This is a genomic window from Ornithinimicrobium cerasi (assembly GCF_003702705.1).
GTDB lineage: Bacteria > Actinomycetota > Actinomycetes > Actinomycetales > Dermatophilaceae > Ornithinicoccus > Ornithinicoccus cerasi.
Genome location: NZ_QZMN01000010.1, coordinates 80,865 through 102,285, shown reverse-complemented (window position 1 = coordinate 102,285; position 21,421 = coordinate 80,865). Strand labels below are relative to the sequence as shown.

The 21,421-nt window shown below is 74.4% G+C and carries 13 protein-coding genes; 8 read left to right on the top strand and 5 right to left on the bottom strand.

Annotated features, from left to right (window positions below):
* Positions 1–88: 88 nt before the first annotated feature.
* From D4B81_RS12725 to D4B81_RS12715, 3 genes are read left to right on the top strand one after another with little or no spacing between them, the layout of a single operon-like run.
* A complete protein-coding gene (locus D4B81_RS12725; RefSeq protein ID WP_122262983.1) occupies positions 89–1,240 on the top strand; it encodes a thiamine pyrophosphate-dependent dehydrogenase E1 component subunit alpha in 1,152 nt (383 codons plus the stop codon).
* Positions 1,237–2,268 carry an alpha-ketoacid dehydrogenase subunit beta gene (locus D4B81_RS12720; RefSeq protein ID WP_122262982.1) on the top strand — a complete coding sequence of 344 codons (1,032 nt, stop codon included), beginning with the start codon at positions 1,237–1,239 and terminating at the stop codon, positions 2,266–2,268. Before D4B81_RS12725 ends, D4B81_RS12720 begins: the two co-directional genes overlap by 4 nt.
* The gene (locus tag D4B81_RS12715) at positions 2,265–3,593 is read left to right on the top strand and encodes a dihydrolipoamide acetyltransferase family protein (RefSeq protein WP_122262981.1); all 1,329 of its coding nucleotides are present in this window, start codon (positions 2,265–2,267) and stop codon (positions 3,591–3,593) included. The genes D4B81_RS12720 and D4B81_RS12715 overlap by 4 nt, the downstream gene beginning before the upstream one ends.
* 24 nt (positions 3,594–3,617) lie before the next feature.
* Here the strand turns inward: D4B81_RS12715 and D4B81_RS12710 are convergent, their stop codons facing one another.
* Together D4B81_RS12710 and D4B81_RS12705 are read right to left on the bottom strand one after the other, a co-directional pair.
* Entirely contained in the window at positions 3,618–4,235 is a 618-nt protein-coding gene (locus tag D4B81_RS12710; protein ID WP_097188654.1) for a CueP family metal-binding protein, read from the bottom strand.
* A 110-nt stretch (positions 4,236–4,345) separates the two neighbouring features.
* Positions 4,346–6,724, bottom strand: coding sequence for a cell wall-binding repeat-containing protein (locus D4B81_RS12705; protein WP_122262980.1), 2,379 nt, complete (start codon positions 6,722–6,724; stop codon positions 4,346–4,348).
* Between the two features lie 65 nt (positions 6,725–6,789).
* Here D4B81_RS12705 and D4B81_RS12700 point away from each other — a divergent pair, with 65 nt between their 5' ends.
* Positions 6,790–7,254, top strand: a complete 465-nt coding sequence (locus D4B81_RS12700; RefSeq protein ID WP_122262979.1) for a YbaK/EbsC family protein — start codon at positions 6,790–6,792, stop codon at positions 7,252–7,254.
* Between the two features lie 10 nt (positions 7,255–7,264).
* On the opposite strand, the gene D4B81_RS12695 is transcribed toward D4B81_RS12700, so the two are convergent.
* A complete protein-coding gene (locus tag D4B81_RS12695) occupies positions 7,265–8,245 on the bottom strand; it encodes a hypothetical protein (protein WP_122262978.1) in 981 nt (326 codons plus the stop codon).
* Positions 8,246–8,428: 183 nt separating this feature from the next.
* Here D4B81_RS12695 and recC point away from each other — a divergent pair, with 183 nt between their 5' ends.
* The 3 genes from recC to recD are packed head-to-tail and all read left to right on the top strand — an operon-like array spanning position 8,429 to position 17,114.
* Positions 8,429–11,875, top strand: coding sequence for an exodeoxyribonuclease V subunit gamma (recC, locus tag D4B81_RS12690; protein ID WP_122262977.1), 3,447 nt, complete (start codon positions 8,429–8,431; stop codon positions 11,873–11,875).
* Positions 11,872–15,300: a UvrD-helicase domain-containing protein gene (locus tag D4B81_RS12685; protein ID WP_122262976.1), complete on the top strand. Its 3,429-nt coding sequence runs from the start codon at positions 11,872–11,874 to the stop codon at positions 15,298–15,300. Before recC ends, D4B81_RS12685 begins: the two co-directional genes overlap by 4 nt.
* Complete coding sequence (recD, locus tag D4B81_RS12680) at positions 15,297–17,114, top strand: exodeoxyribonuclease V subunit alpha (protein ID WP_122262975.1); 1,818 nt, start codon at positions 15,297–15,299, stop codon at positions 17,112–17,114. Before D4B81_RS12685 ends, recD begins: the two co-directional genes overlap by 4 nt.
* On the opposite strand, the gene D4B81_RS19255 is transcribed toward recD, so the two are convergent.
* Together D4B81_RS19255 and D4B81_RS19250 are read right to left on the bottom strand one after the other, a co-directional pair.
* On the bottom strand, positions 17,111–18,034 hold the full coding sequence (locus tag D4B81_RS19255; protein ID WP_337189877.1) for an HAD-IC family P-type ATPase: 924 nt from the start codon (positions 18,032–18,034) through the stop codon (positions 17,111–17,113). The genes recD and D4B81_RS19255 overlap by 4 nt on opposite strands.
* Positions 17,950–19,038 carry an HAD-IC family P-type ATPase gene (locus D4B81_RS19250; protein WP_337189876.1) on the bottom strand — a complete coding sequence of 363 codons (1,089 nt, stop codon included), beginning with the start codon at positions 19,036–19,038 and terminating at the stop codon, positions 17,950–17,952. The genes D4B81_RS19255 and D4B81_RS19250 overlap by 85 nt, the downstream gene beginning before the upstream one ends.
* 161 nt (positions 19,039–19,199) lie before the next feature.
* Here D4B81_RS19250 and D4B81_RS18175 point away from each other — a divergent pair, with 161 nt between their 5' ends.
* Positions 19,200–21,356, top strand: a complete 2,157-nt coding sequence (locus D4B81_RS18175; protein WP_161965157.1) for an HNH endonuclease — start codon at positions 19,200–19,202, stop codon at positions 21,354–21,356.
* Positions 21,357–21,421: the final 65 nt, after the last annotated feature.

Here is a 21,421-nt window from a genome sequence, read left to right as displayed (position 1 = left end):
CAGACGTCTTGACCTCCCGACTGAGGGAGGGGACGACGTCTCGGGTGCGCGACGATAGGACGAACGAACGTCTGTGGAGGACTCGACGATGAGCGACATCAGCACGCTGCTGCCCTGCCCGCAGCCCGTGCGGTTCCTGGAGCCCGACGGCTCCCGCGCCGCACCCACCCCCGAGATGACCGAGCGCGGCTACGAGCTGCCCGGCACCGACGACCTGCTCGCCGTCTGGCGCGGCATGGTCCTGGGCCGGCGCTTCGACGCCCAGGCCACCGCGTTGACGAAGCAGGGACGCCTCGCCGTCTACCCCAGCTCCCGCGGGCAGGACGCCTGCCAGGTCGCCCCGGTCCTGGCCCTCGAGGAGCAGGACTGGCTCTTCCCCACCTACCGCGACTCGATGGCCCTCGTCACCAGGGGCATCGACCCCGTCGAGGTGCTGACCCTGCTGCGCGGCGACTGGCACTGCGGCTACGACCCCGTCGCCACCCGGACGGCCGCCCAGTGCACTCCTCTGGCGACGCAGGCCGTGCACGCCGCCGGCGCCGCGGACGGCATGCGCCGCAGGAAGACCGGCGGCATCGCGCTGTGCCTCGTCGGCGACGGCGCGACCTCCGAGGGCGACTTCCACGAGGGCCTGAACTTCGCCGGGGTCTACACGGCCCCGGTCGTCTACCTCGTGCAGAACAACAAGTACGCCATCTCCGTCCCTCTCGCCAAGCAGACCAAGGCACCGGCGCTGGCCTACAAGGGGATCGGCTACGGCGTGCGGAGCGAGCAGGTCGACGGGAACGACCCCGCCGCCGTGCTCGCGGTGACGCGCGCGGCATACCGGCACGCCCGCGAGGGCCACGGCCCCGTCCTGATCGAGGCCCACACCTACCGCATGGAGGCGCACACCAACGCCGACGACGCGACCCGCTACCGCACCCCCGAGGAGGTCGACGGCTGGACGGGGCAGGACCCCGTCGTGCGCCTGCAGGCCTACCTCGTCGGCCAGGGCGTGCTGGACGACACCCGGGTCGAGGAGGTGCGGGTGGAGGCCGAGGACCTCGCCGCCGACCTGCGCACCCGGATGAACGCCGAGCCGGTCGTCGACCCGATGGAGCTGTTCGCGCACGTGTACGCCGAGCCGACGCCGCAGCTGCGCGAGCAGGCGGAGATGGTCCGGCAGGAGATCGCCGCCACGGCGTCGACGGCCGGGGCGTCCGGGACGCCCTCGACCACGAAGGAGACGGCGCGATGAGCCAGCCCACGACCTACGCCCAGGCCCTCAACGCCGCGCTGCGCGACTCGCTCCGCGAGGACGAGTCGGTGCTGGTGCTCGGCGAGGACGTCGGGGCCCTCGGTGGCGTCTTCCGGATCACCGACGGGCTGACGAGGGACTTCGGCGAGGACCGCTGCTTCGACACCCCGCTCGCCGAGGCCGGCATCGCCGGGTTCGCGGTGGGGCTGTGCACGCAGGGGTTCCGGCCGGTGATCGAGATGCAGTTCGACGCCTTCGGCTACCCGGCGTTCGAGCAGGTCGTCTCGCACGTGGCCAAGATGCGCAACCGCACGCGCGGACGGCTGACCCTGCCGATGGTCATCCGCTACCCCTACGCCGGCGGCATCGGCGGGGTCGAGCACCACTGCGACTCCTCCGAGGGCTACTACGTCCACACGCCCGGCCTGCACGTGGTGACCCCGTCGACGCCCGCGGACGCCTACAGCCTGCTCCGCGAGGCGATCGCGTCCCCGGACCCGGTGATCTTCCTGGAGCCGAAGTCGCTCTACTGGTCCAAGGCCGAGCTCGAGCTCCCGGCCCGGACCGAGCCGATCGGGCGCGCCGTGGTGCGCCGGGAGGGCACGGACGTCACCCTCATCACCTACGGCCCGCAGGTCCCGAACGCCCTCAAGGCCGCGGAAGTCGCTGCGGCGGAGGAGGACTGGAGCGTCGAGGTGATCGACCTGCGCTCGCTGGTGCCGTTCGACGACGAGACCGTCGCCGCGTCGGTCCGCAGGACCGGGCGGGCCGTCGTGCTCGCCGAGGCGCAGGGCTTCGGCGGGATGGGCGCGGAGATCGCGGCCCGCGTGTCCGAGCGGTGCTTCCACTCGCTCGCCGCCCCCGTGCTCCGGGTCAGCGGTCTCGACATCCCCTATCCCCCACCGATCCTCGAGCACACCCACCTGCCCGGGGTCGACCGGATCCTCGACACGATCGCCCGCCTCCAGTGGGACGACGAACCCGACCTCACGCATGCCACCGCCGGCGCGCAGGGGGTGCCCGCGTGAGCACGGCGCAGGTCTTCCGCCTGCCCGACCTCGGTGAGGGCCTGACCGAGGCCGAGGTCGTCGCCTGGCACGTGGTCGTCGGGGACGAGGTGGGTGTGGACCAGGAGGTCGTCACCGTCGAGACGGCGAAGGCGTCGGTGGACGTCCCCTGCCCCTACGCCGGCGCGGTCGCCGAGCTGCACGCCGAGCCGGGCACCGTCCTGGCCGTCGGCTCCCCGCTCATCACCATCGCCGGCGGCGACGCGGCGGGCGAGCAATACCGCTCCGAGGAGCGGGCCGGAGCCCAGGTCCCTCAGGGGGACCCCGGCGCGCAGGACTCCCCCGAGCGACCGCTCATCGGGTATGGCGCGGGCGCCGGCCCCGAGCGGCGTCGCCGTGGGGGTCGACGAGGTGGGGCGGCCGCTGCGCAGACGCCCGCGCCACCGGGCCCGCCGTCCGTCGCCGGCAGGGCGGCGGTCCGCGTGATCTCCCCCCTCGTGCGCAGGCTGGCGAGCGAGTGGGGGATAGACCTGACGAGCGTGCAGCCTGGTCCGACCGGGGTGGTCCGCCGGGCGGACCTGGAGGCGGCCCGCCAGGAGCGGTCCGGTGGGTCCGGCACCCCGGACGGGACGGCATACCGTGCTGGCGGTGCCGGCGACGTCCGGGTGCCCATCCAGGGCGTGAGCAAGGTGATGGTCGAGCGGCTGAGCAGGTCCCGCCGCGAGATCCCGGACGCCACGACCTGGGTGGACGTCGACGCGACGCGCCTGATGCGGACCAAGGACGCGCTGAAGCAGGCCCGGCCGGACGCCGGGATCGGCGTGCTGCCGCTCCTGGCCAGGATCGTCGTCGCCGGGCTCCGGAGGTATCCCGCGCTGAACTCCTCGGTCGACCTGGACGCCGGTGAGGTCGTGCACCACGGGAGGGTCAACCTGGGCTTCGCGGCGCAGAGCCCGCGCGGCCTCGTCGTGCCCGTGGTCCACGGGGCCTCGGAGATGTCCACCCCGGAGCTGGCGGCCGCCCTGCGGGAGCTGACCTCGGCCGCGCGGGAGGGCAGCCTGTCGCCGGCCCAGATGAGCGGGGGGACGTTCACCCTGAACAACTACGGCGTCCACGGCGTGGACGGCTCCACCCCGATCATCAACCACCCCGAGACGGGGATGCTCGGGGTCGGTCGCATCGTCGACAAGCCGTGGGTGCACAAGGGCAGGCTGCGGGTGCGCAAGGTGACCCAGCTCTCGTTCACCTTCGACCACCGCGTGTGCGACGGCGGCACCGCCGGCGGGTTCCTGCGGTTCGTCGCCGACTGCGTGGAGGAGCCGGCGACCCTGCTCACCGAGGTCTGACGTCCCGGGCGGGACCGGTGACCGTCAGGCCAGCTGGAGCGTGGTGATGCAGGTGGGGCCCTCGTCGGTGGTGTCGAAGGGCGTCTCCCCGGTGAGGTCACCCGCGGTCACCGCCACCGTGCCCGTGACGTCCCGCGGCAGCCAGAACCCGACGAACCCGTTGGCGTAGGTCGTCACGTCCTCGTCGACCAGCACCGTGCCGTCCTCGGCGGTGATCGTCACGTGGACGTCCTCCCCGGTCATCTCGCCCTGGCAACCACCGAGGGCGTGGTAGTAGCACTCGTGGGTCTGGTCGACGTAGGGGGCGATCGAGACGTACATCTCCTCGCCCTCGATCGGCATGGAGACCTCGCCGGAGGCACCCGTGAAGACCACCTCGTGGGCGCGGACCGACGCCTGGACGTCGAGCGGGCGCTCCTGGTCGACCTGGTCCAGCTCGGTGATGGCGGAACGCATGTCGGCAGCGTCCACGCCGAAGCCCGCGAGCGCGCTGGTGAGGTCGTCCGGGAGCTGCTGCTCGTCGGCCGCCGGCGTCGCCTGGGTCGAGGCGGTGGCGGCAGGGGTCGGCTCCTCGGTGGTGCAGCCGCTCAACCCCACGGCGAGGGCGGCGACGGCGAGCAGGGCGGCGGGACGACGGTGCATGGTGCTTCCTCAAGGTGGGCCGGCGGCAATTCCACTATTTAGCGTAGTAACAAATCCTCCGATCCACACCAGCAGGGGGCTGTGACGTGCGACTCACCCGAGGTGGCGGGTCACAACGGGTACGTCAGCCACCTCAGGTCGCGCTCCACGACCTGGTCCACCGACACGGTCCCGCCGGCGATGCGGACCACCGGCGCCCGGACCTGCTCCAGCGCGGTCCCCACCACCGCCGGGAGCCCGGTCGGTCGCGTCAGCACGACGGGTGCGCCCTCCCGGGCCGCGACGGGCGCGGCCGCGAGCGCGTCCGGGAAGTCGGTCCCGCGGGCCACCCACGCCTCCTGGGCGGGCACGGCATACCTCTGGGCGAGCAGGGCCGAGACGATGTAGCGGTCCCTGCCGGCGATGCGGGTGACCTTCGGGGCGTAGGCCCGCAGCGCCGCCTCCACGTCCCCGTTCACGGCCACGGTGCCGCCCACGACGACGATCTCGGCGGGGCGCAGGCGCGCGAGCTCGGTGGCCACGACCGCAGGCAGGCTCGTGGACCGGGTCAGCACGAGCGGGACGCCGAGGGACCCCGCCTGCGCCGAGGCGCCCAGGGCGTCCGGGAAGGCCTGCCCGCTGACCACGAAGACCGTGCTCTGGCCGGCCGGGTAGGTCCGGGAGACCGCGGCGGAGACGTGGTAGCGGTCCAGGCCCTCGACCCGCTCCACGACGGGGGCGTAGGTGCGCAGCTCCCTCTCCACCGCGCCCGAGACCGCGACCGTCCCCCCGAGCACGACGATGCGGCGCGGGGCGAGATGGGTGAGCGCGTCCCGCGTGGCGGTGTGCAGCCCGGTGGCCGGCGTGAGGACGACGGGCACCCCGTCGGACCCCGCCCGGGCGCCCCCCGACAGCGCGTCGGCGAAGTCCTGGCCCGAGGCGACGTAGACGGTGTCCACCCCCGGCGCGTAGAAGGTCCTCGCGACGGTCGCGGCGGTCGCGTAGCGGTTGGCGCCGGCGTGGCGGACCACCTTCGGCGCGGACCCTGCCGGTTCGTCGAGGACCCGGAGCACGCTCCCGCGGGAGTCCCCCTGGCGTGCCTGGATGGTGACGGTGTGGGCCGTGGCGTCCGAGCCGGGGTAGGAGAAGCTGAACGTGCCGTCGGCCGCCACCGACGGCGAGGCCACCCGGGTGCCGTCCACGACGACGTCCATCACCGTGCCCGGCGAGATCGAGTCGCCCGACGGCCTGCTGAGGGTGCCGCTGACCACGCGGCCCCTGGCCCACCGGGCCAGCGCCGTGGTGGCGTCGACCTTCTCGACGCCACCCACCGACGGGCTGCCCAGCCAGACCTTCACCTGGGCACCGGGACGGTAGTCGTCGAGCGAGGTGAGGAGGGCGGCGGTGGAGTAGGGCCGGCCGTCGGCGTACCAGTCGTAGGAGGAGGTGACGCCGACCGCCTTGTTGCCGGCCACCCAGGGACCCCCGGAGTCACCGGGGATGACCCGGAGGTCGGCGAAGAGGGACCAGACCCACCGCTTGGGCCGGGAGATGTCGCCCGAGCCGTCGCCGATCCACTGCCAGCCGATCCTGTTCACGGTGCTGCACGTCCAGCCGGTCTGACGGCCCATCTTGCAGACCGGCAGACCCAGGACGGCCGGGGCACGGCCGGTGATCGTCACGCTGCTCGAGCCTGCGGTCACCGACGGCGGGTAGGTGAAGGCGGACCCCTGGCTGTAGGTCGTCAGGTCCGTGCCGTAGGACTCCAGGGCCGACCCCGGCGCCCCGAACTGGAACCAGGTGACGGTGCCGACCCGGGTCGAACCGGCCCAGACCGCGCTCCCGCCCCCGTGGGCGCAGTGTCCCGCGGCGAGACCGACCTGGGCCCTGTTGTAGTAGCCGTTGAACCCGTGCGTGCAGGCCGAGGACCCGAAGGAGATGGGCGCGCCACCGCGGAGGGTCGCCCCGGCCCGCGGGCCGGTGGTCCCGACGACGGTGACCCCGGGGTGCTCGGCGGCCCACTGCCTCGGTGAGCGCACCGGGGAGGACGGGTCCGTGCGCCCTCGCTCCCGGGCCTCGTCCGGGTCCGTGACCAGGACCTCGTAGCCGTTCAGGGTGTAGGCCAGACCGGTCAGGCCGTCCGGACCGACGTCGGCGAGGTAACGCCCGCGCAGCTCCTCCAGGTCGGCGAACGCGCCGTGGGCGCCCTCCCCCGCACCGCTCTCCAGGATCTCGACGCCGTCGTCGGTGAGGAGCGCGAGGGGCGGTGGACCGACGGTGCCAACGGTCCGGTCACCCTCCAGCCCCAGTCGCGGGGCCGCGAGCTCGGCCGCCGCCCCCGCCTCGACGAACTCCGTCATGGTGATCCCGAGGTCGTCGGCGACCGCCTCCTTGATCGTGCGCGGCGCAGGCCCCTCGTCCGCTCCCGGCGAGCCCTGAGCGGGCAGCGGGCCGCCCGCGAGCGCCAGCGCCGCCAGTGCCGCAACGACCGCCCTCGTCCGTGCACCCATCCCCGGTCCCTCCTGCCGCGAGCCAGGTCCCGGGCCCCTCGCCCGGCGTCGTGCAGACTCGTCGCATGCACGCTACCAACCGGACGGTCCTCGCTGCGGTCGAGGCCGCCGGCATCACCCCGCGCATGGTCTGGCTCGACGAGCACGCCCGGACCGCGGCGCTGGCCGCGGCGCAGATCGGCTGCGACGTCGGTGCGATCGCTAACAGCCTTGTCTTCGACGCCGACGGCGAACCGCTGCTCGTGATGGCCAGCGGGGCCGCGCGCGTGGACACCGACCTCGTCGCCCGCACCGTGGGCGCGGAGCGGGTCGAGCGGGCGAGCGCGGCCTTCGTCCGCACAGCCACTGGTATGGCGATCGGCGGGGTCGCGCCGACCGGTCACCCGAGCCGGTTGCGGGCCCTCGTCGACACCGACCTGGGGGCGTTCGTCGAGGTGTGGGCAGCCGGAGGCACGCCGGACACCGTCATGGCGCTGACCTTCGAGGAGCTGGTGAGTCTCACCGGCGGCACGCCGGCCCGGGTGCGCTGAGTGTGGTCAGCTACAGCGAGGAGGCTGGGGCGTCCTGCGGGACCGGGTCGCGCTGCGGTTCCTGCAGCGGTCCCGGGGTGGCGGGGGCCAGTGTCCGACGACCGAGGCGGACGGTCTCCATGATCCAGAAGCCGATGAACATCGCGAGCTCCCACCACTCCAGCAGGATGACGAGGTGGTCCGGGGCGAAGGCCCGGGACACACCCCAGGGGATCAGGAGGCCGACCGTCATGAGTGCCACGATCACCAGGTAGGCCCCACGACCGGAACGCCAGAGGGAGCGGTCCCAGGCGAAGAAGGGCCAGGTGTTGGTCAGGACGGCCACCGTCAGGGAGACGATGAGGAAGACCGCCGCGAGGAAGTGGATCGAGACCTGCCACCCCATCAGCCGGACCCCTTCCATCGTGATCTGGTCGGCCGGCCCTCGCCACAGCTGCAGCATCGCGAGCGCCAGGAACCACATGAGGACCACCGAGGTCAGGCCGACGAAGACCCGCGTGAGGCTCTTGGACACCGTGTCCGTCCTGGCCCTGACGAGCTCGGCGATCCGGCCAGAGACCAGCTCTCGGACGAACAGCACGAGGCACAGCAGCACGACACCGGTCAGCGCCACCCTGAGGAACTGCCCGTAGTCGGTGGCGGTCATGCCGTCTGCCGTGGGCTGCGCCCGCAGGTCGGCCATGATGTCCGCGAACCCGGTCGGCACCAGCGCGACGAAGACGGCGTAGAAGCCGGCACCGTTGAGCGCGTAGTCCTCCAGCAGGCCGACACCCTGGTAGGCGACCAGGCAGGCGGCGGTGGCGATCAGTGTGCCGACGAGGATGTCACGGACGGGACCCCCGTAGTAGGCGCTGATCGACGTCTCCAGCTCACCCTGCACCCGTGCGATCACGAGCGTCACCCCCAGCAGCAGGCCGGGGAGCACGATCATCATCCACCGGACGTAGCGATAGGTGTCCTTCTCGATCCTGGCGCGGTCGACCTCGTCCATCTCGGCTGCCCTCCGTCCCACCCCGGCGGCCCGACGAGAGCGGACCCAGGCACCGGGGTGCTGCTGGAAAGGAGCATCGCGGAAGACCCCGACGGACGTGGGGGTGGTGGGTACTTCTACCCATAGCGCGAGTCCCAACGACCTGCTATCGGTCTGTCGGCACACGCGGCTAGGGTCGCGGACGTGACCTTGTACGTGCACCGAGCGCAGAGCACCGACGTGCTCGCCGACGGGCTGGCCGAGCTCCTTGTGGAGCCGCTGCCGGACCCGTTCGCCGAGGAGGTCGTCGCGGTGCCCGCCAAGGGCGTCGAGCGCTGGCTGGCGCAGCGTCTCTCGCACCGGCTCGGCACCGGTCCGGAGGGGTCCGACGGGGTGTGCGCGGGGGTGCGCTTCCTCAACCCGCACTCCCTCGTGGCGCTCGTGCTGGGGATCGGGCGCGACGACCCGTGGCACCCCGGCCAGCTCGCCTGGTCGGTGCTGCGCGCGCTCGACGCGAGCCTCGGCGAGCCCTGGGCGAGGACGCTCTCCATCCACCTCGGGTATGGCGCGTCCGGCACCGAGGCCGAGCTGCGGCGAGGCCGTCGCTACGCCCTCGCCCGTCGGCTGGCCGGCCTCTTCGCCGACTACGCGGCCCAGCGTCCCGACCTGCTGACGGACTGGCGCGAGGGCGGCTCCGGTGACGGGCTCGGCGGGCGGGTCGCCGACGACCTCGCCTGGCAGCCGGAGCTGTGGCGCCGGGTCCTCGCCGAGGTGGACGGGGAGCCGCCCGACGTCCGGCAGGCTCGCGTCGTCGCAGACCTGCGGGGACGCAGCGCGGAGGGTCTCAGGCTCGGTCGGGACCTCGTCCTGCCCGGCCGGCTGTCCCTGTTCGGCCACACCCGGGTCGCCCGGAGCGAGGTGGAGGTCCTGGCAGCGCTCGGTGAGCACCTCGACGTCCACCTCTGGCTCCCGCAGGCCTCCCCCGGTGCCTGGGACGCCCTCGCCGGGGCGGCCACCGCCGGGCCGGTGCCGCGGGACGAGGACCGCTCGGGGGCGCTCGTCCGGCACCCGCTGCTGGCCAGCCTGGGCCGCGACGCCCGCGAGCTGCAGCGCACGCTGGCGCTCGCGGGCGGCGTGGACGAGCACCACGGCCCCACCGGGCGGACCGTCGCCCCGACGCTGCTGGGGCTGCTCCAGTCCGACCTGGCCCAGGACCACGTCCCGGACCAGGCCGAGCGCGGCACGCGGGTGGTCGGGGCGGACGACCGCAGCGTCCAGGTGCGAGCCTGCCACGGCCGGGCCCGGCAGGTCGAGGTGCTCCGCGACGTCCTCGCCGACCTCCTCGAGCACGACCCGACCCTCGAGCCCCGCGACATCCTCGTGATGTGCCCCGACATCGACGCCTACACCCCCCTGGTCCACGCGGGCTTCGGCCTCGGGGAGGTCGTCGGCCCCGCGGAGGCGCACCCGGCCCACGGGCTGCGGGTGCGGCTGGCCGACCGGGCCCCGCTCCGGACCAACCCGCTGCTCGCCCTCGCGCTGCGCCTGCTCACGCTGGCCGGCGGCCGGCTCACGGCGAGCGAGGTGCTGGACCTGGCCCGCAGCGGTCCCGTCCGTCACCGGTTCGGGCTGGACGACGACGCGCTCGAGCGCCTCGGCGACTGGGCGGAGGGTGTCGCGGTGCGGTGGGGGCTCGACGAGGAGCACCGCGCGGCCTACCAGCTGCCGCACCTGACCCAGAACACCTGGCGGGCCGGACTGGACCGCATCCTGGTCGGCGCAGCGGTGGACGGACGGGACACCGACCACCTCGGCACCACCCTCGCGCTCGACGACCTGGACAGCGGTGACCTCGACCTCGCCGGACGGATGGCCGAGCTGGTCGACCGGCTGGGCGTGACCCTGCGGCGGCTGCAGTCGGCCGACGGCGTGGAGCAATGGGTCACCGCCCTGCACCAGGGGGTGCTCGGCCTGGCCGACGTGTCCTACCGCGACGCCTGGCAGCTGACCCAGCTGGAGACCGAGCTGGCGCGTATCGGCGCCGGTGGGGGCGGGTCGTCCCTGACCCTCCCGGACGTCCACGCGCTCCTGTCGGAGCAGGCGAGCGGCCGGGCCACCCGCTCGAACTTCCGCACCGGCACCCTGACCGTCTGCACGATGGTCCCCATGCGCTCGGTGCCCCACCGGGTCGTCTGCCTCGTCGGGCTCGACGACGGTGACTTCCCCCGCTCCACGACACCCGACGGCGACGACGCCCTGGCCCGTCGACCGGTCACCGGGGAGCGCGACCTGCGCAGCGAGGACCGCCAGCTCCTCCTCGACGCCCTGATGTCGGCCGGCGACACGCTGGTCATCACCTACACCGGCTTCGACGAGCACACGGGCCGTGAGCGGCCGCCCGCCGTGCCGCTGGGCGAGCTGGTCGACGCCGTCAACGGCACGGCGACGGGCGAGGGGGTGGAGCGGGTGCTGACCTGCCACCCGCTGCAGCCCTTCGACGCCCGCAACCTGGGCGCCGCCACCGACGACCGCGCTCCCCTGCTGCCGCAGGATCGCCCGTTCAGCTACGACCCGGCCGCGCTGGCCGGCGGGCGCGAGGCGATCGACGAGCGCGAGACCCAGTCGGTGCTCGCCTCCCAGGTGCTCGACCCGCCGGGCGGCCCCGGGGCCGACGTCGACCTCGGAGAGCTGCTGCGCTTCTTCGACAACCCGGCCCGTGCCTACCTCCGCAACAGGCTCGGGCTGCTCCTGCCCGAGGTCGCCGAGGTGCGGGGGGAGGGCATCCCGATCGAGCTCGACGGGCTGCAGACCTGGGCGATCGGCGATCGCGTGCTCGCCGCCGTGCTCTCCGGACGCGACCCCGTGGGCACCTTCGACGCGGAGCACTGGCGGGGCGAGCTGCCGCCCGGCGAGCTCGGCACCCGGACCCTCCAGCAGGTCGCGACCGACGTGAAGGCGCTGTGCGAGGCGGCCTGGAGCATCACCGGCCAGGGCGGGCTCGGCACCGAGCTGCCGAGGGAGGTCGTCGACGTCGACCTCGTCCTGCCCGGCGGGCGCCGGCTGACCGGCACCGTCGCCGGCGTGGTCGGCGAGCGCGCCCTCACGCTCACCTACTCCTCGGTGAAGGCCAAGCAGCGCCTGCGGTCCTGGATCACCTCGCTCGCCCTCTCGGCCACCCTCGGGCCGCAGGCCGCGAGCCACGTCCTCGGGCGCTACCGCTGGGGTCGCGCTCCCGGTTACGTGCACGTCACCCACGGCCCCCACGACCCGGACCGGGCGCTGGAGCTGCTGGACCAGCTCGTCGACCTGCGCGATCGCGGGCTCCGCGAGCCGCTCCCGCTCCCGCTGCAGACCTCCCTCCGCTGGGCGCAGAGCTACCTGTCCGGCCCGGCCGACGCGCCGGCCGCCACCCTGGACGCCAACCGCGAGTGGCAGACCAGCGACACCTTCGAGAAGGCGTTCCCCAAGGAGCAGGACGACCCCAGCTGGAGCTACGTCCACGGGGGCGCGGTGCCGCTGAACGACCTGCTGGGCACCCCCAGGGACGACGAGCGGTGGACGCCCGGGGTCGAGTCCCGCCTCGGGCAGCTCGCGCTGCGGGTCTGGGGGCCGGTCCTGGCACCGGGTGCGGAGCGGCTGGAGCGGGTATGACGATCCTCCCCTTCCCCCTCGACCGCGCCACCGGCCGGACCTCCTTCTCCATCCGCGACGACCTCCCCCGCGGCACGGTCCTGCTCGAGGCGAGCGCCGGGACCGGCAAGACCTGGACGATCGCCGCGCTCGTGACGCGGTTCGTCGCCGAGGGCGTCGTCGCGCTGCCCGAGATGCTCGTCGTGACCTTCGGCCGCGCCGCCAGCCAGGAGCTGCGGGCCCGGGTGCGGGAGCAGCTCGTCGCGGCCGAGCACGCCCTCTCCTCCCCCCCGCCGGAGGAGACGCGGGACGAGCTGGTCAGCCTCCTCCTCGACGCCGACCAGGCGGAGCTGCGGGCACGGCGGGCGCGGCTGCGCGCCGCGCTGACCCACTTCGACGCCGCCACCATCGCCACCACGCACCAGTTCTGCCAGCAGGTGCTGCGCAGCCTCGGGGTCGCCGGCACCGCCGACGCCGGCGCGACCCTCGTCGAGGACCTCGACGACCTGCTGGTCGACGTCGTGGACGACATCTACCTGCGCGGCTTCCTCCGGGACGAAAAGGTGCCGCTGTTCGACCGGTCCGAGGCGCTGCGGATCGCCCGCACCGTCGTCGACGACGTGCACGCCGAGCTGCGCCCGACCAGCGCGGAGCGCGGCAGCCCCGCCGACCGTCGGGTGCGCTTCGCCGGCGCGGTCCGTGCCGAGCTGGACGTGCGGAAGCGCCGGCTGCAGGTCATGCACTACAACGACCTGCTCACCCAGCTCGCCGACGCCCTGGAGGAGGAGGACTCCCCCGCCCGCCAGCGGATGCGGCAGCGCTGGAAGGTCGTTCTCGTCGACGAGTTCCAGGACACCGACCCCGTCCAGTGGAAGGTCCTCGACCGGGCCTTCACCGGGCAGGCGCTCGCGATGGTGCTGATCGGGGACCCCAAGCAGGCGATCTACGCCTTCCGCGGCGGCGACGTCGTCACCTACCTCACGGCCGCGGCCACCGCGGGGGCGAGCTGCACGCTCCCCCACAACTTCCGGTCCGACGCGGGCGTGGTCGGCGCTCTCGGCGTCCTGCTCGGCGGCGCGGAGCTCGGGGACGAGAAGATCACCGTGCACCGGGTCAGCGCACGCCTGTCCGGCTCGCGACTGGCGGGCGCACCGCATACCCCCGAGGGCGGGACGCCCGCGCCGGTCCGGCTGCGGCAGGTCCTGCTCAAGGAGCACCTCGGCGGTGACCGGCGGATGCCGACGGTGCGCCCGTTCATCGCGCGCGACCTCGCCCAGGACGTCGCGTCCCTGCTCGCCTCGGACGCGACGTTCGACGGGCGGCCCGTGCAGGCGCGCGACGTCGCGGTCATCGCCCACAAGGGCAAGGACCTCGCCCTCGCGCAGCGCGAGCTGCACGCCCTCGGCATCCCCGCCGTCAGCACGGGAGGTTCCACCGTGCTCCACGGGCGGGCCGCCCAGGACTGGCTGACCCTGCTCGAGGCGATGGTCGCGCCGCACCGCTCCCTCCTCACCCGTGCCGCGGCCCTCACCGACCTCCTCGGGTATGACGTGCACGCCCTCGCCGCGGGCGGGGCCCCCCTCGACGACGAGCTGGCCGGGCGCTGCCGCGACCTGGCTGCGGTCTACGCGCGGCAGGGCCTCGCCGCCGTGCTCGAGGTCCTCGTCGTCGAGGGCCTGCCGGCGCGCGTCCTGGGCCGGGTCAGCGGGGAGCGCGTCCTCACCGACCTGCGGCACGTCGCCCAGCTGCTGCACGAGGTCTCGCACCGCCACCAGCTGGGGCTCGTCGCCCTGCTGGAGTGGCTGCGCGCCGGGATGGCCGAGGACGCCGCGCAGTCGGCCGGCGCGCGGACCCGACGGCTGGACAGCGACGCCGCCGCCGTGCAGCTGATGACGATCCACGGCAGCAAGGGCCTGCAGTTCCCCGTCGTCTACCTGCCGACCCTCACCGACCGGTGGACCAGCGACAGCCCCGACATCCCGCTCTTCCACGAGCCGGGGCCGGAGCGCACCCGCTGCCTCGACGTCGGCGGCGCCCGGGGCAACCCCGGCTGGGACGCGTCGGTGCGGGCGCACAAGGACGAGGACGCCGGGGAGTCGCTCCGGCTCCTCTACGTCGCCCTCACCCGGGCGCAGTCCCAGGTCGTCACGTGGTGGGCGCCGGTGACCAACGCGGCCAGCTCGCCGCTGCACCGGGTGCTGTTCGGGCGCCCGCCCGGCCAGGGGCAGGTGCCCGACGTCGTGAAGGTGCCGACCCGCGACGCCGAGGCCACCGAGGTGCTGCAGCGCTGGGCCGGGGCGGGCGCCTTCGTCCTCGAGCGCGCCGACCCCGCCGCGGCGGTCCCGCCGGTGCCCGTCCCGCCCCGGCCCGACCTCGAGCTGGCACGGTGGACCCGCCGGATCGACCACGGCTGGCGGCGCACCTCCTACACCGCGCTGACCACCCCGCGCGACGCCTCCGGCCTCGAGCTGACGGGTGGGGTGGGCAGCGAGCCGGAGGTGACCCCGCGGGAGGACGAGCCGGAGACTCCCGACCCCGTCCTCGACCTCACCCCGTCCCTGCCCGGGCTGGAGGTGCCGGTGCCCGGTGCCGACGTGCCCTCGCCGATGGCGGACCTGCCGGTCGGAGCCACCTTCGGGTCGCTGGTGCACGCCATCCTGGAGCACGCCGACCCGCAGGCGCCGGACCTGCGCACCGAGCTGCTGCAGCACGTCGCGGAGCAGCGCCTGCAGTGGCCCGTCGACCTCGACCCGGACGTCCTCGCGGACGCCCTCGTCGCCGTGTGCGACACCTCCCTGGGTCCGCTCGCCGGCGGAGCCACCCTCCGCCAGATCGGGCAGGGTGACCGGTTGTGCGAGCTCGACTTCGAGCTGCCGCTCGGTGGCGGCGACCTGCGCCGGCGCGACGCCTCCCCCGCCGCCGTGCTCGGCGATCTCGCCCCCCTGCTGCGGGCCCACCTGCCGAGCGGCGACCCCGTCCGGGCGTGGGCCGACGTGCTCGAGCACAGCCCCGAGCTCGGCGCCCAGGACCTGCGCGGCTACCTCACCGGATCGGTCGACGTCGTGCTGCGCACCAGCGGTCGCTACCTCGTCGTCGACTACAAGACCAACTGGCTGGGCCGCCCCGAGCAGCCGCTGACCGCGGCCGACTACCGCCCCGAGATGCTCGTCGAGGCCATGGGCCACTCCTCCTACCCCCTCCAGGCCCTGCTCTACGCGGTCGTGGCCCACCGCTTCCTGCGCTGGCGGCTGCGCGGCTACGACCCGGCCCGTCACCTGGGCGGTGTCCTCTACCTCTACGTGCGGGGCATGTGCGGGCCGGGCACCCCGGAGGTCGACGGCCACCCGTGCGGGGTGTTCTCCTGGCGGCCACCGGTGGCCCTGGTCAGAGCCGTCTCCGACCTGCTGGACGGCACGGCCCTGCCCGAGAGGAGCGCCGGCGCATGAGCCTGCTGGAGACGTTCGAGCCGGTCGGCGGCGACGACCGCCGGCTGGCGCTCAGCGCGAGCGGCGCCCTCGGGGCGTTCAACCGGGCCGGCCTCCTCACCGCGGCCGACGTGCACATCGCGCGCACGCTGGCGCGGGTGAGCCACGAGCAGGACGAGGACGCGGTGCTCGCCGCCGCGCTGGCCTCCCGCGCCGTCCGCTCCGGCTCCGTCGCCGTCGACCTGGCGGATCTCACCCCCGACGAGGGTCCGCTCCGCGACCTGCCGTGGCCGGCCACCGACGGCTGGACCGAGCGGGTGGCCGGCAGCAGGCTGGTCCGGGAGGGCGCGCTCGTCGTCGACCAGGGCCTGGTCTACCTGCAGCGCTACCACCACCAGGAGGTGCAGGTCGTCGACGACCTGCGCGCCCGGGCGGCCCAGGGTCCCCCGCCGGTGGACGACGTCGTCCTGGCGGCCGGGCTCGAGCGCGTCTTCCCCGGCGAGGGGTATGCCGAGCAGCGCGCCGCCGCGCAGGTGCTCGCCCACGCCCGGACCGCCGTGCTCACCGGTGGCCCCGGGACGGGCAAGACGACGACCGTGGCGGGCGTCCTCGCCCTCCTGGCGGAGCAGGCGGCGGCGGGGAGCGAGCGGCCGCTGCGCGTGGGGCTGGCCGCCCCGACGGGCAAGGCCGCGGCCCGCGTCCGGGCAGCCGTCGCCGACGCCCTCGGCGAGATCCTCGCCCGGACCCCCGACCCCGCGACGCGAGCGGTGATCGAGCCCCTCGCCGACGTCGAGGCGCTCACCCTGCACCGGCTGCTCGGCTGGCGGCCGGACAGCCGCACGCGGTTCCGGCACGACCGCTCCAACCGGCTCCCCCACGACGTGGTGCTCGTCGACGAGGCGTCGATGGTCTCCCTCACCCACATGGCGAGGCTGCTGGAGGCACTGCGGCCCGCTGCCCGGCTGATCCTCGTCGGCGACGCCGACCAGCTGGTCTCCGTCGACGCCGGGGCGGTCCTCGCCGACATCGTGGCCGGTGCCGCCCGCACGCCGCTCGCCTCCCCCGTCGCCCTCGCCCGCCTGCGGACCGTGCACCGCTACGGCGAGACCATCGGGGCCCTGGCCGAGGCGTTGCGCGTCGGGGACGCCGACGCCGTCGTCGCCGCGCTCTCGGCGGGCAGCGCGGAGGTGGAGTGGGTCCGGGAGGGTGAGGTGACGGCATACCTGAGGCCGTTGGTGACCCGGCATGCGCGCGCGGTGCTCGACGCCGCCCGGCGCGGTGACGCCGAGCTGGCGATGCGGGCGCTGGGACGGCACCGGCTGCTGTGCGCCCACCGCGAGGGGCCGCAGGGGGTGCGCACCTGGAACCGCTGGGCGGAGACCTGGCTGGGCGAGGACACCGGGCTGACGTTCTACGACCCGATGTACGTCGGGCGACCCCTGCTGGTCACCGCCAACGACTACGCCACGGGGGTCCTCAACGGTGACACCGGGGTGGTCGTCGCCTCGCAGAAGCCCGACGGGACCCCGGTGCGGATGGCCGTCATCGAGGGTCCGGCAGGAGCGCAGCGGTTCGCGCCGGGCCGGCTGGGCGACGTCGAGACCATGCACGCGATGACCATCCACAAGGCGCAGGGCAGCCAGGCCGAGGAGGTCACCGTGCTGCTGCCCGAGACCGAGTCGCCGCTGCTCACGCGGGAGCTGTTCTACACCGCGGTGACGAGGGCGCAGGAGCGGGTGCGCGTGGTGGCCACCGAGGAGGTCGTGCGGGCGGCCGTGGCGCGCCGGGTGGTCCGGGCGAGCGGGCTGCGGCAGCGGTTGGGCGGAGCATCCTAGGAGCTCTCCAGGACGTCTCGGTCGGCGCGATCGGCCCTGGCCGGCACCGGGGCTGGTTCCAGCAGCTCGGGGTGCTCACGGCCGGGGCGCAGCGCCAGGAGCGCGTAGAGGATCGCCGCGAGGTCGACGAGCTCCTGGGTGAGCGCGCCGGCGACCGCCGGGACGTGGCCGAAGGCGGCCACGACCATCAGCCCCAGGCTCAGCCACACTCCGATCCAGATGGCCGTCAGCGCGACCCGGTAGGTCTGGCGCCCGATGTCGACCGCCTGCACCACCTTGCCGATGTCGTCGCGGGTGATCACCACGTCGGCGGCCTCGCTCGCCGCCGTGGAGCCGCGCGCCCCCATGGCGATCCCGACGTCGGCGGCGGCGAGCACGGGGGCGTCGTTGACGCCGTCGCCGACCATGACGACCGGCCGGTGCGACATCCCGGCGACCAGGCGGACCTTGTCCTCGGGGAGCAGCTCGGCATGGACGCTGCCGATGCCGGCCTCGTCGGCCATGGACCACGCGGTGGCGACGTTGTCGCCGGTGAGCAGCGCGACCTCCTGCATCCCCAGCTCGCGCAGGACGCGCACCGTGGCGGCGGCGTTGGGGCGCAGCGGGTCGACGAGGACGAGGTGCCCTGCCAGGAGCCCGTCGACCGCGACCGCCACCGAGGTCTCGCCGCTGCGCACCGGGCAGGGGTATGCCGTGGGGTCGGTCTCGCGGACCAGGCGCAGCTTGCCGACGACCACGGACCGGCCGTCCACGACCGCCGTCACGCCGTCGGTGGCCCGTTCCTGCGCCTCGCTGCCCTCCGACAGGGACAGCTCACGGGCGTGGGCCGCGCGCATCACGCCGTCGGCCAGCACGTGCGAGGAGAACTGCTCTGCCGAGGCGGCCAGCCGCAGCACCTCGTCCGGGTCGTGCCCCTCCACGACCTCGACCCGGGCGAGCTCCGGCCGGCCTGGCTGAGGGTGCCGGTCTTGTCGAAGGCGACCGAGCGGGACCGGGCCAGCGCCTCCAGCGTCGCCCCGCCCTTGACCACGATGCCCGAGCGTGCTGCACGGCTGGTCCCGCCGAGGAAGGCGACCGGGGCGGCGATGAGCAGGGGGCAGGGGGTCGCCAGCACCATCACCTCGGCGAACCGGGTGGGGTCGCCCGAGAGGGACCACGCCAGTCCACCGATGACCAGCGCGACGGCCGTGAACGGCACCGCGAAACGGTCGGCGACCCGGACCGTCGGTGCCTTCGCGTCGTCCGCCGCGGCCACGAGGCGCAGGATGCGCTGGTACTGGGAGTCGGCCGCGCGCGCCGTCGCCCGGACGGCCACCGCGGCGCTGCCGTTGAGGGAGCCGCTGAGGACGTGGTCACCCCGCACGTGGGTGACCGGCAGGCTCTCACCGGTGAGCGAGGACTCGTCGAAGGAGGCCTCCTCGGCGAGGAGCTCCCCGTCGACGGGGACGACCTCCGCAGGCCTGACGAGGAGCACGTCACCCGGCTCCACCTCGTCGACGGCGACGTCCTCGACGCCGGTGCCGGTGCCGCTGCCGGTGCCGACGACCCTGTGGGCGACCTGCGGGGCCCTTTCGAGGAGGTCGGTGAGCTCGGCGCGGGCGCGCGTGGCGGCATACTCCTCCAGCGCCTCTCCGCCGCTGAGCATGAGCACGATGATGAGCGAGGCGAGGTGCTCCCCCACGAGCAGCGTGGAGACCATGGCGACGACGGCGAGAACGTCCAGCCCGTAGTGCCCGCGCACGAGGTCCCGGACCATGCCGGCAGAGGTGCGCAGCACCACGACCGTGACGTAGCCCGTCGCCAGCCACTGCGCCGGCTGGTCGGCGCCGGCGACGGCCAGGGCGAGGACGAGGACGAGGACGAGCACCCCCAGGGTCAGCCCGACGAGGGGGTGACGACGCAGAACCGGGGCGACCGTGCCCATGTCTCAGGCCTATCGCACCCTGGCGTGGGAGGCCAGCAAGGACAGGCTGCGCTTCGTGCACCGGCGCGGGGGAAGCTCACGACACGCCTGTGGATAGATCGCATCGTATTCGAACATGTGTTCTAGAATGAGAGTAGTCGCACCGAGGGGAGGTGAGGGGCATGGTGACGGCGGCAGGAGAGGGATCTGGGAGGAGCGCGCCGGGGGCGGCGGCGGGGCTCCGTGCGGGTGAGGGGGTCGTGCATCCGGGGGTGCTGCGGTTGCGGGAGGTGGGGGCACAACGCTCCCGGGTCGACCTGGACCTGGTGCGGGCGACGGAGGAGGTGGTGGCGGGGTGCCGGGCGGCGGTGCTGGAGCGGCGCGGGCTCGACCCGGAGCAGATGGGGCGCACGGAGGCGGCGTCCGTGGAGACGGAGGTGCGGGGGTTGGCGGCGGCGGAGCTGCAGGTGGCGGTCGGCTTCGGGATCACGGAGGCGAGGACCCTGGTGCGGGCGGCGACCGCGCCGTCAGACCTGCGTGCGGTGCTGGAGGCCGCGTTGGCAGTGGGGGAGGCGTCCTGGCCCTTGGTCCGGGTGTTCCTGGACGCGACTGCGTCACTGACGCACCCGCAGCGGGTGCTGGTGGGTGAGGCGCTGTTCGGGGACGACCCGGCCCAGGCGGTCGAACAACGGCTGGATCCGGACGGATCGCTGCACCACCGCCCGTGGGACCACCCGCGGTTCACCACGGCGCTGCAGGCCGAGGTCGAGGCGTGCCGGTCCACCGACCCCGACGCCGAGAAGGCGCGTCGGGCACGGGCCTACGCGGCCCGACGCGTCAGCGTGCGGGTCCACGACGACGGCACCGCGACGATGCGGATCACCGGGCCGGCCGCCTCGGTCGTGGCCGCCGGGCAGCGCGTGGACCGGGCCGCCCGCACGATCCGTCGCCGTGGCGACGAGCGCACCCTCGACCAGCTGCGTTCGGACGCAGCGCGAGGCCTGCTCCTCTACGGCACCATCGCCCTGACCACCCCCACCGGCACCACGGGCACCACCGACACCGCTGCGCGATCGACTGAGGACACGGACGCGCAGCCTCACGGGGCGGCGAAGGACGAGGTGCAGGACGAGGTGCAGGACGAGGCGGAGGACAGGGTGGCGGACGAGGTGGCGGACCGGGCGACGGGAGAGGAGGGCCACGAGCATGGCCGGCGCGATCAGGACGCCGAGGGCCACTGCGACGAGGACGGTGAGGGTCAGGTTCAGGCTCTCCTTGACGAGGTACTCGCCCCGGCTGACATGCAGCTGCTGGCCAGGGTCGTCAACGGGCTCCCGACCGTGGCGCTGCAGGTGATCGTCCCCTTCGCCACGCTGGCCGGCGGCTTCCCGATGTGCGCCCGCTGTGGCGACCCCACCCACCTGCCGCACCCCTCCGACGACGACCCAGCTCCCGGTCACGAGCCGAACCACGGCCCGGCACCCGACCCTGGCCCCGACCCCGACCCTGACCCTGACCCTGACCCACCTGCATGGCAGGCCCCTGCCCCACGACCGGACGGGCCGGGGCGGGGGATGGTGGCAGAGGTCCTGGGCCCGCACCCCTTTTTCATCAGCGACGGCCACGCCCGCGAGCTGGCACTGTTCCCCGGCACCACCCTGCACCGCCTGGTCGTGGACCCCCGAGACGGGCGGCTCGTGGAGCGCACCATCGCCACCTACCGCCCGGACACGGACATGCGCCGCCAGATCATCGCCGCCGACGTGTACAACCGGGCCCCTGGCTCCCGCCTCGGCGCCCACGCCGGCGAGCTGGACCACGTCACCCCCTACGGGTGGGCCGGCGGCCCGACCAGCGAGACCAACCTGGTCCTGCTCGCCCGCCAGCCCCACAAGTTCAAGACCGACGGGTCCTGGCACCTGTCCATCGGTGCCCGCCGCGACCTCAGCATCACCACCGTCCTGGGTCAGGTCCTCACCACCCGCACCTACGACTACCGCACCCACCTGCGCACCCGGCACCCCCACGACCCCGACGCCCGCCGCGACCTCGCCGACCGCCTCACCTACGCCACCCTCACGGCCCGGGCCGGCACCCCCGGCACGCACCGCGACCCCCACCACCCCGATCTCGAAGGCCCCGATCTCGAAGGCCGCGACAGCACCTGGATCCGTCAGGACTGGACCGACAGCAAGGGCCAGACCTACCAGGGACCCTCACCCACCCACCCCACCCTCGATGACCTCCTCCACGACTCCACCGACGACAACACCGCGGCCGTCGGCAACACCGGCACCCCCGCCGACGACCCGCTCGCCGACGACACCGACGCCGCCTGACCACCACGATCACCCTGCCCCGACCGCACGACCGCCCCGACGCACGACCGCCCGGCCACCCTCAC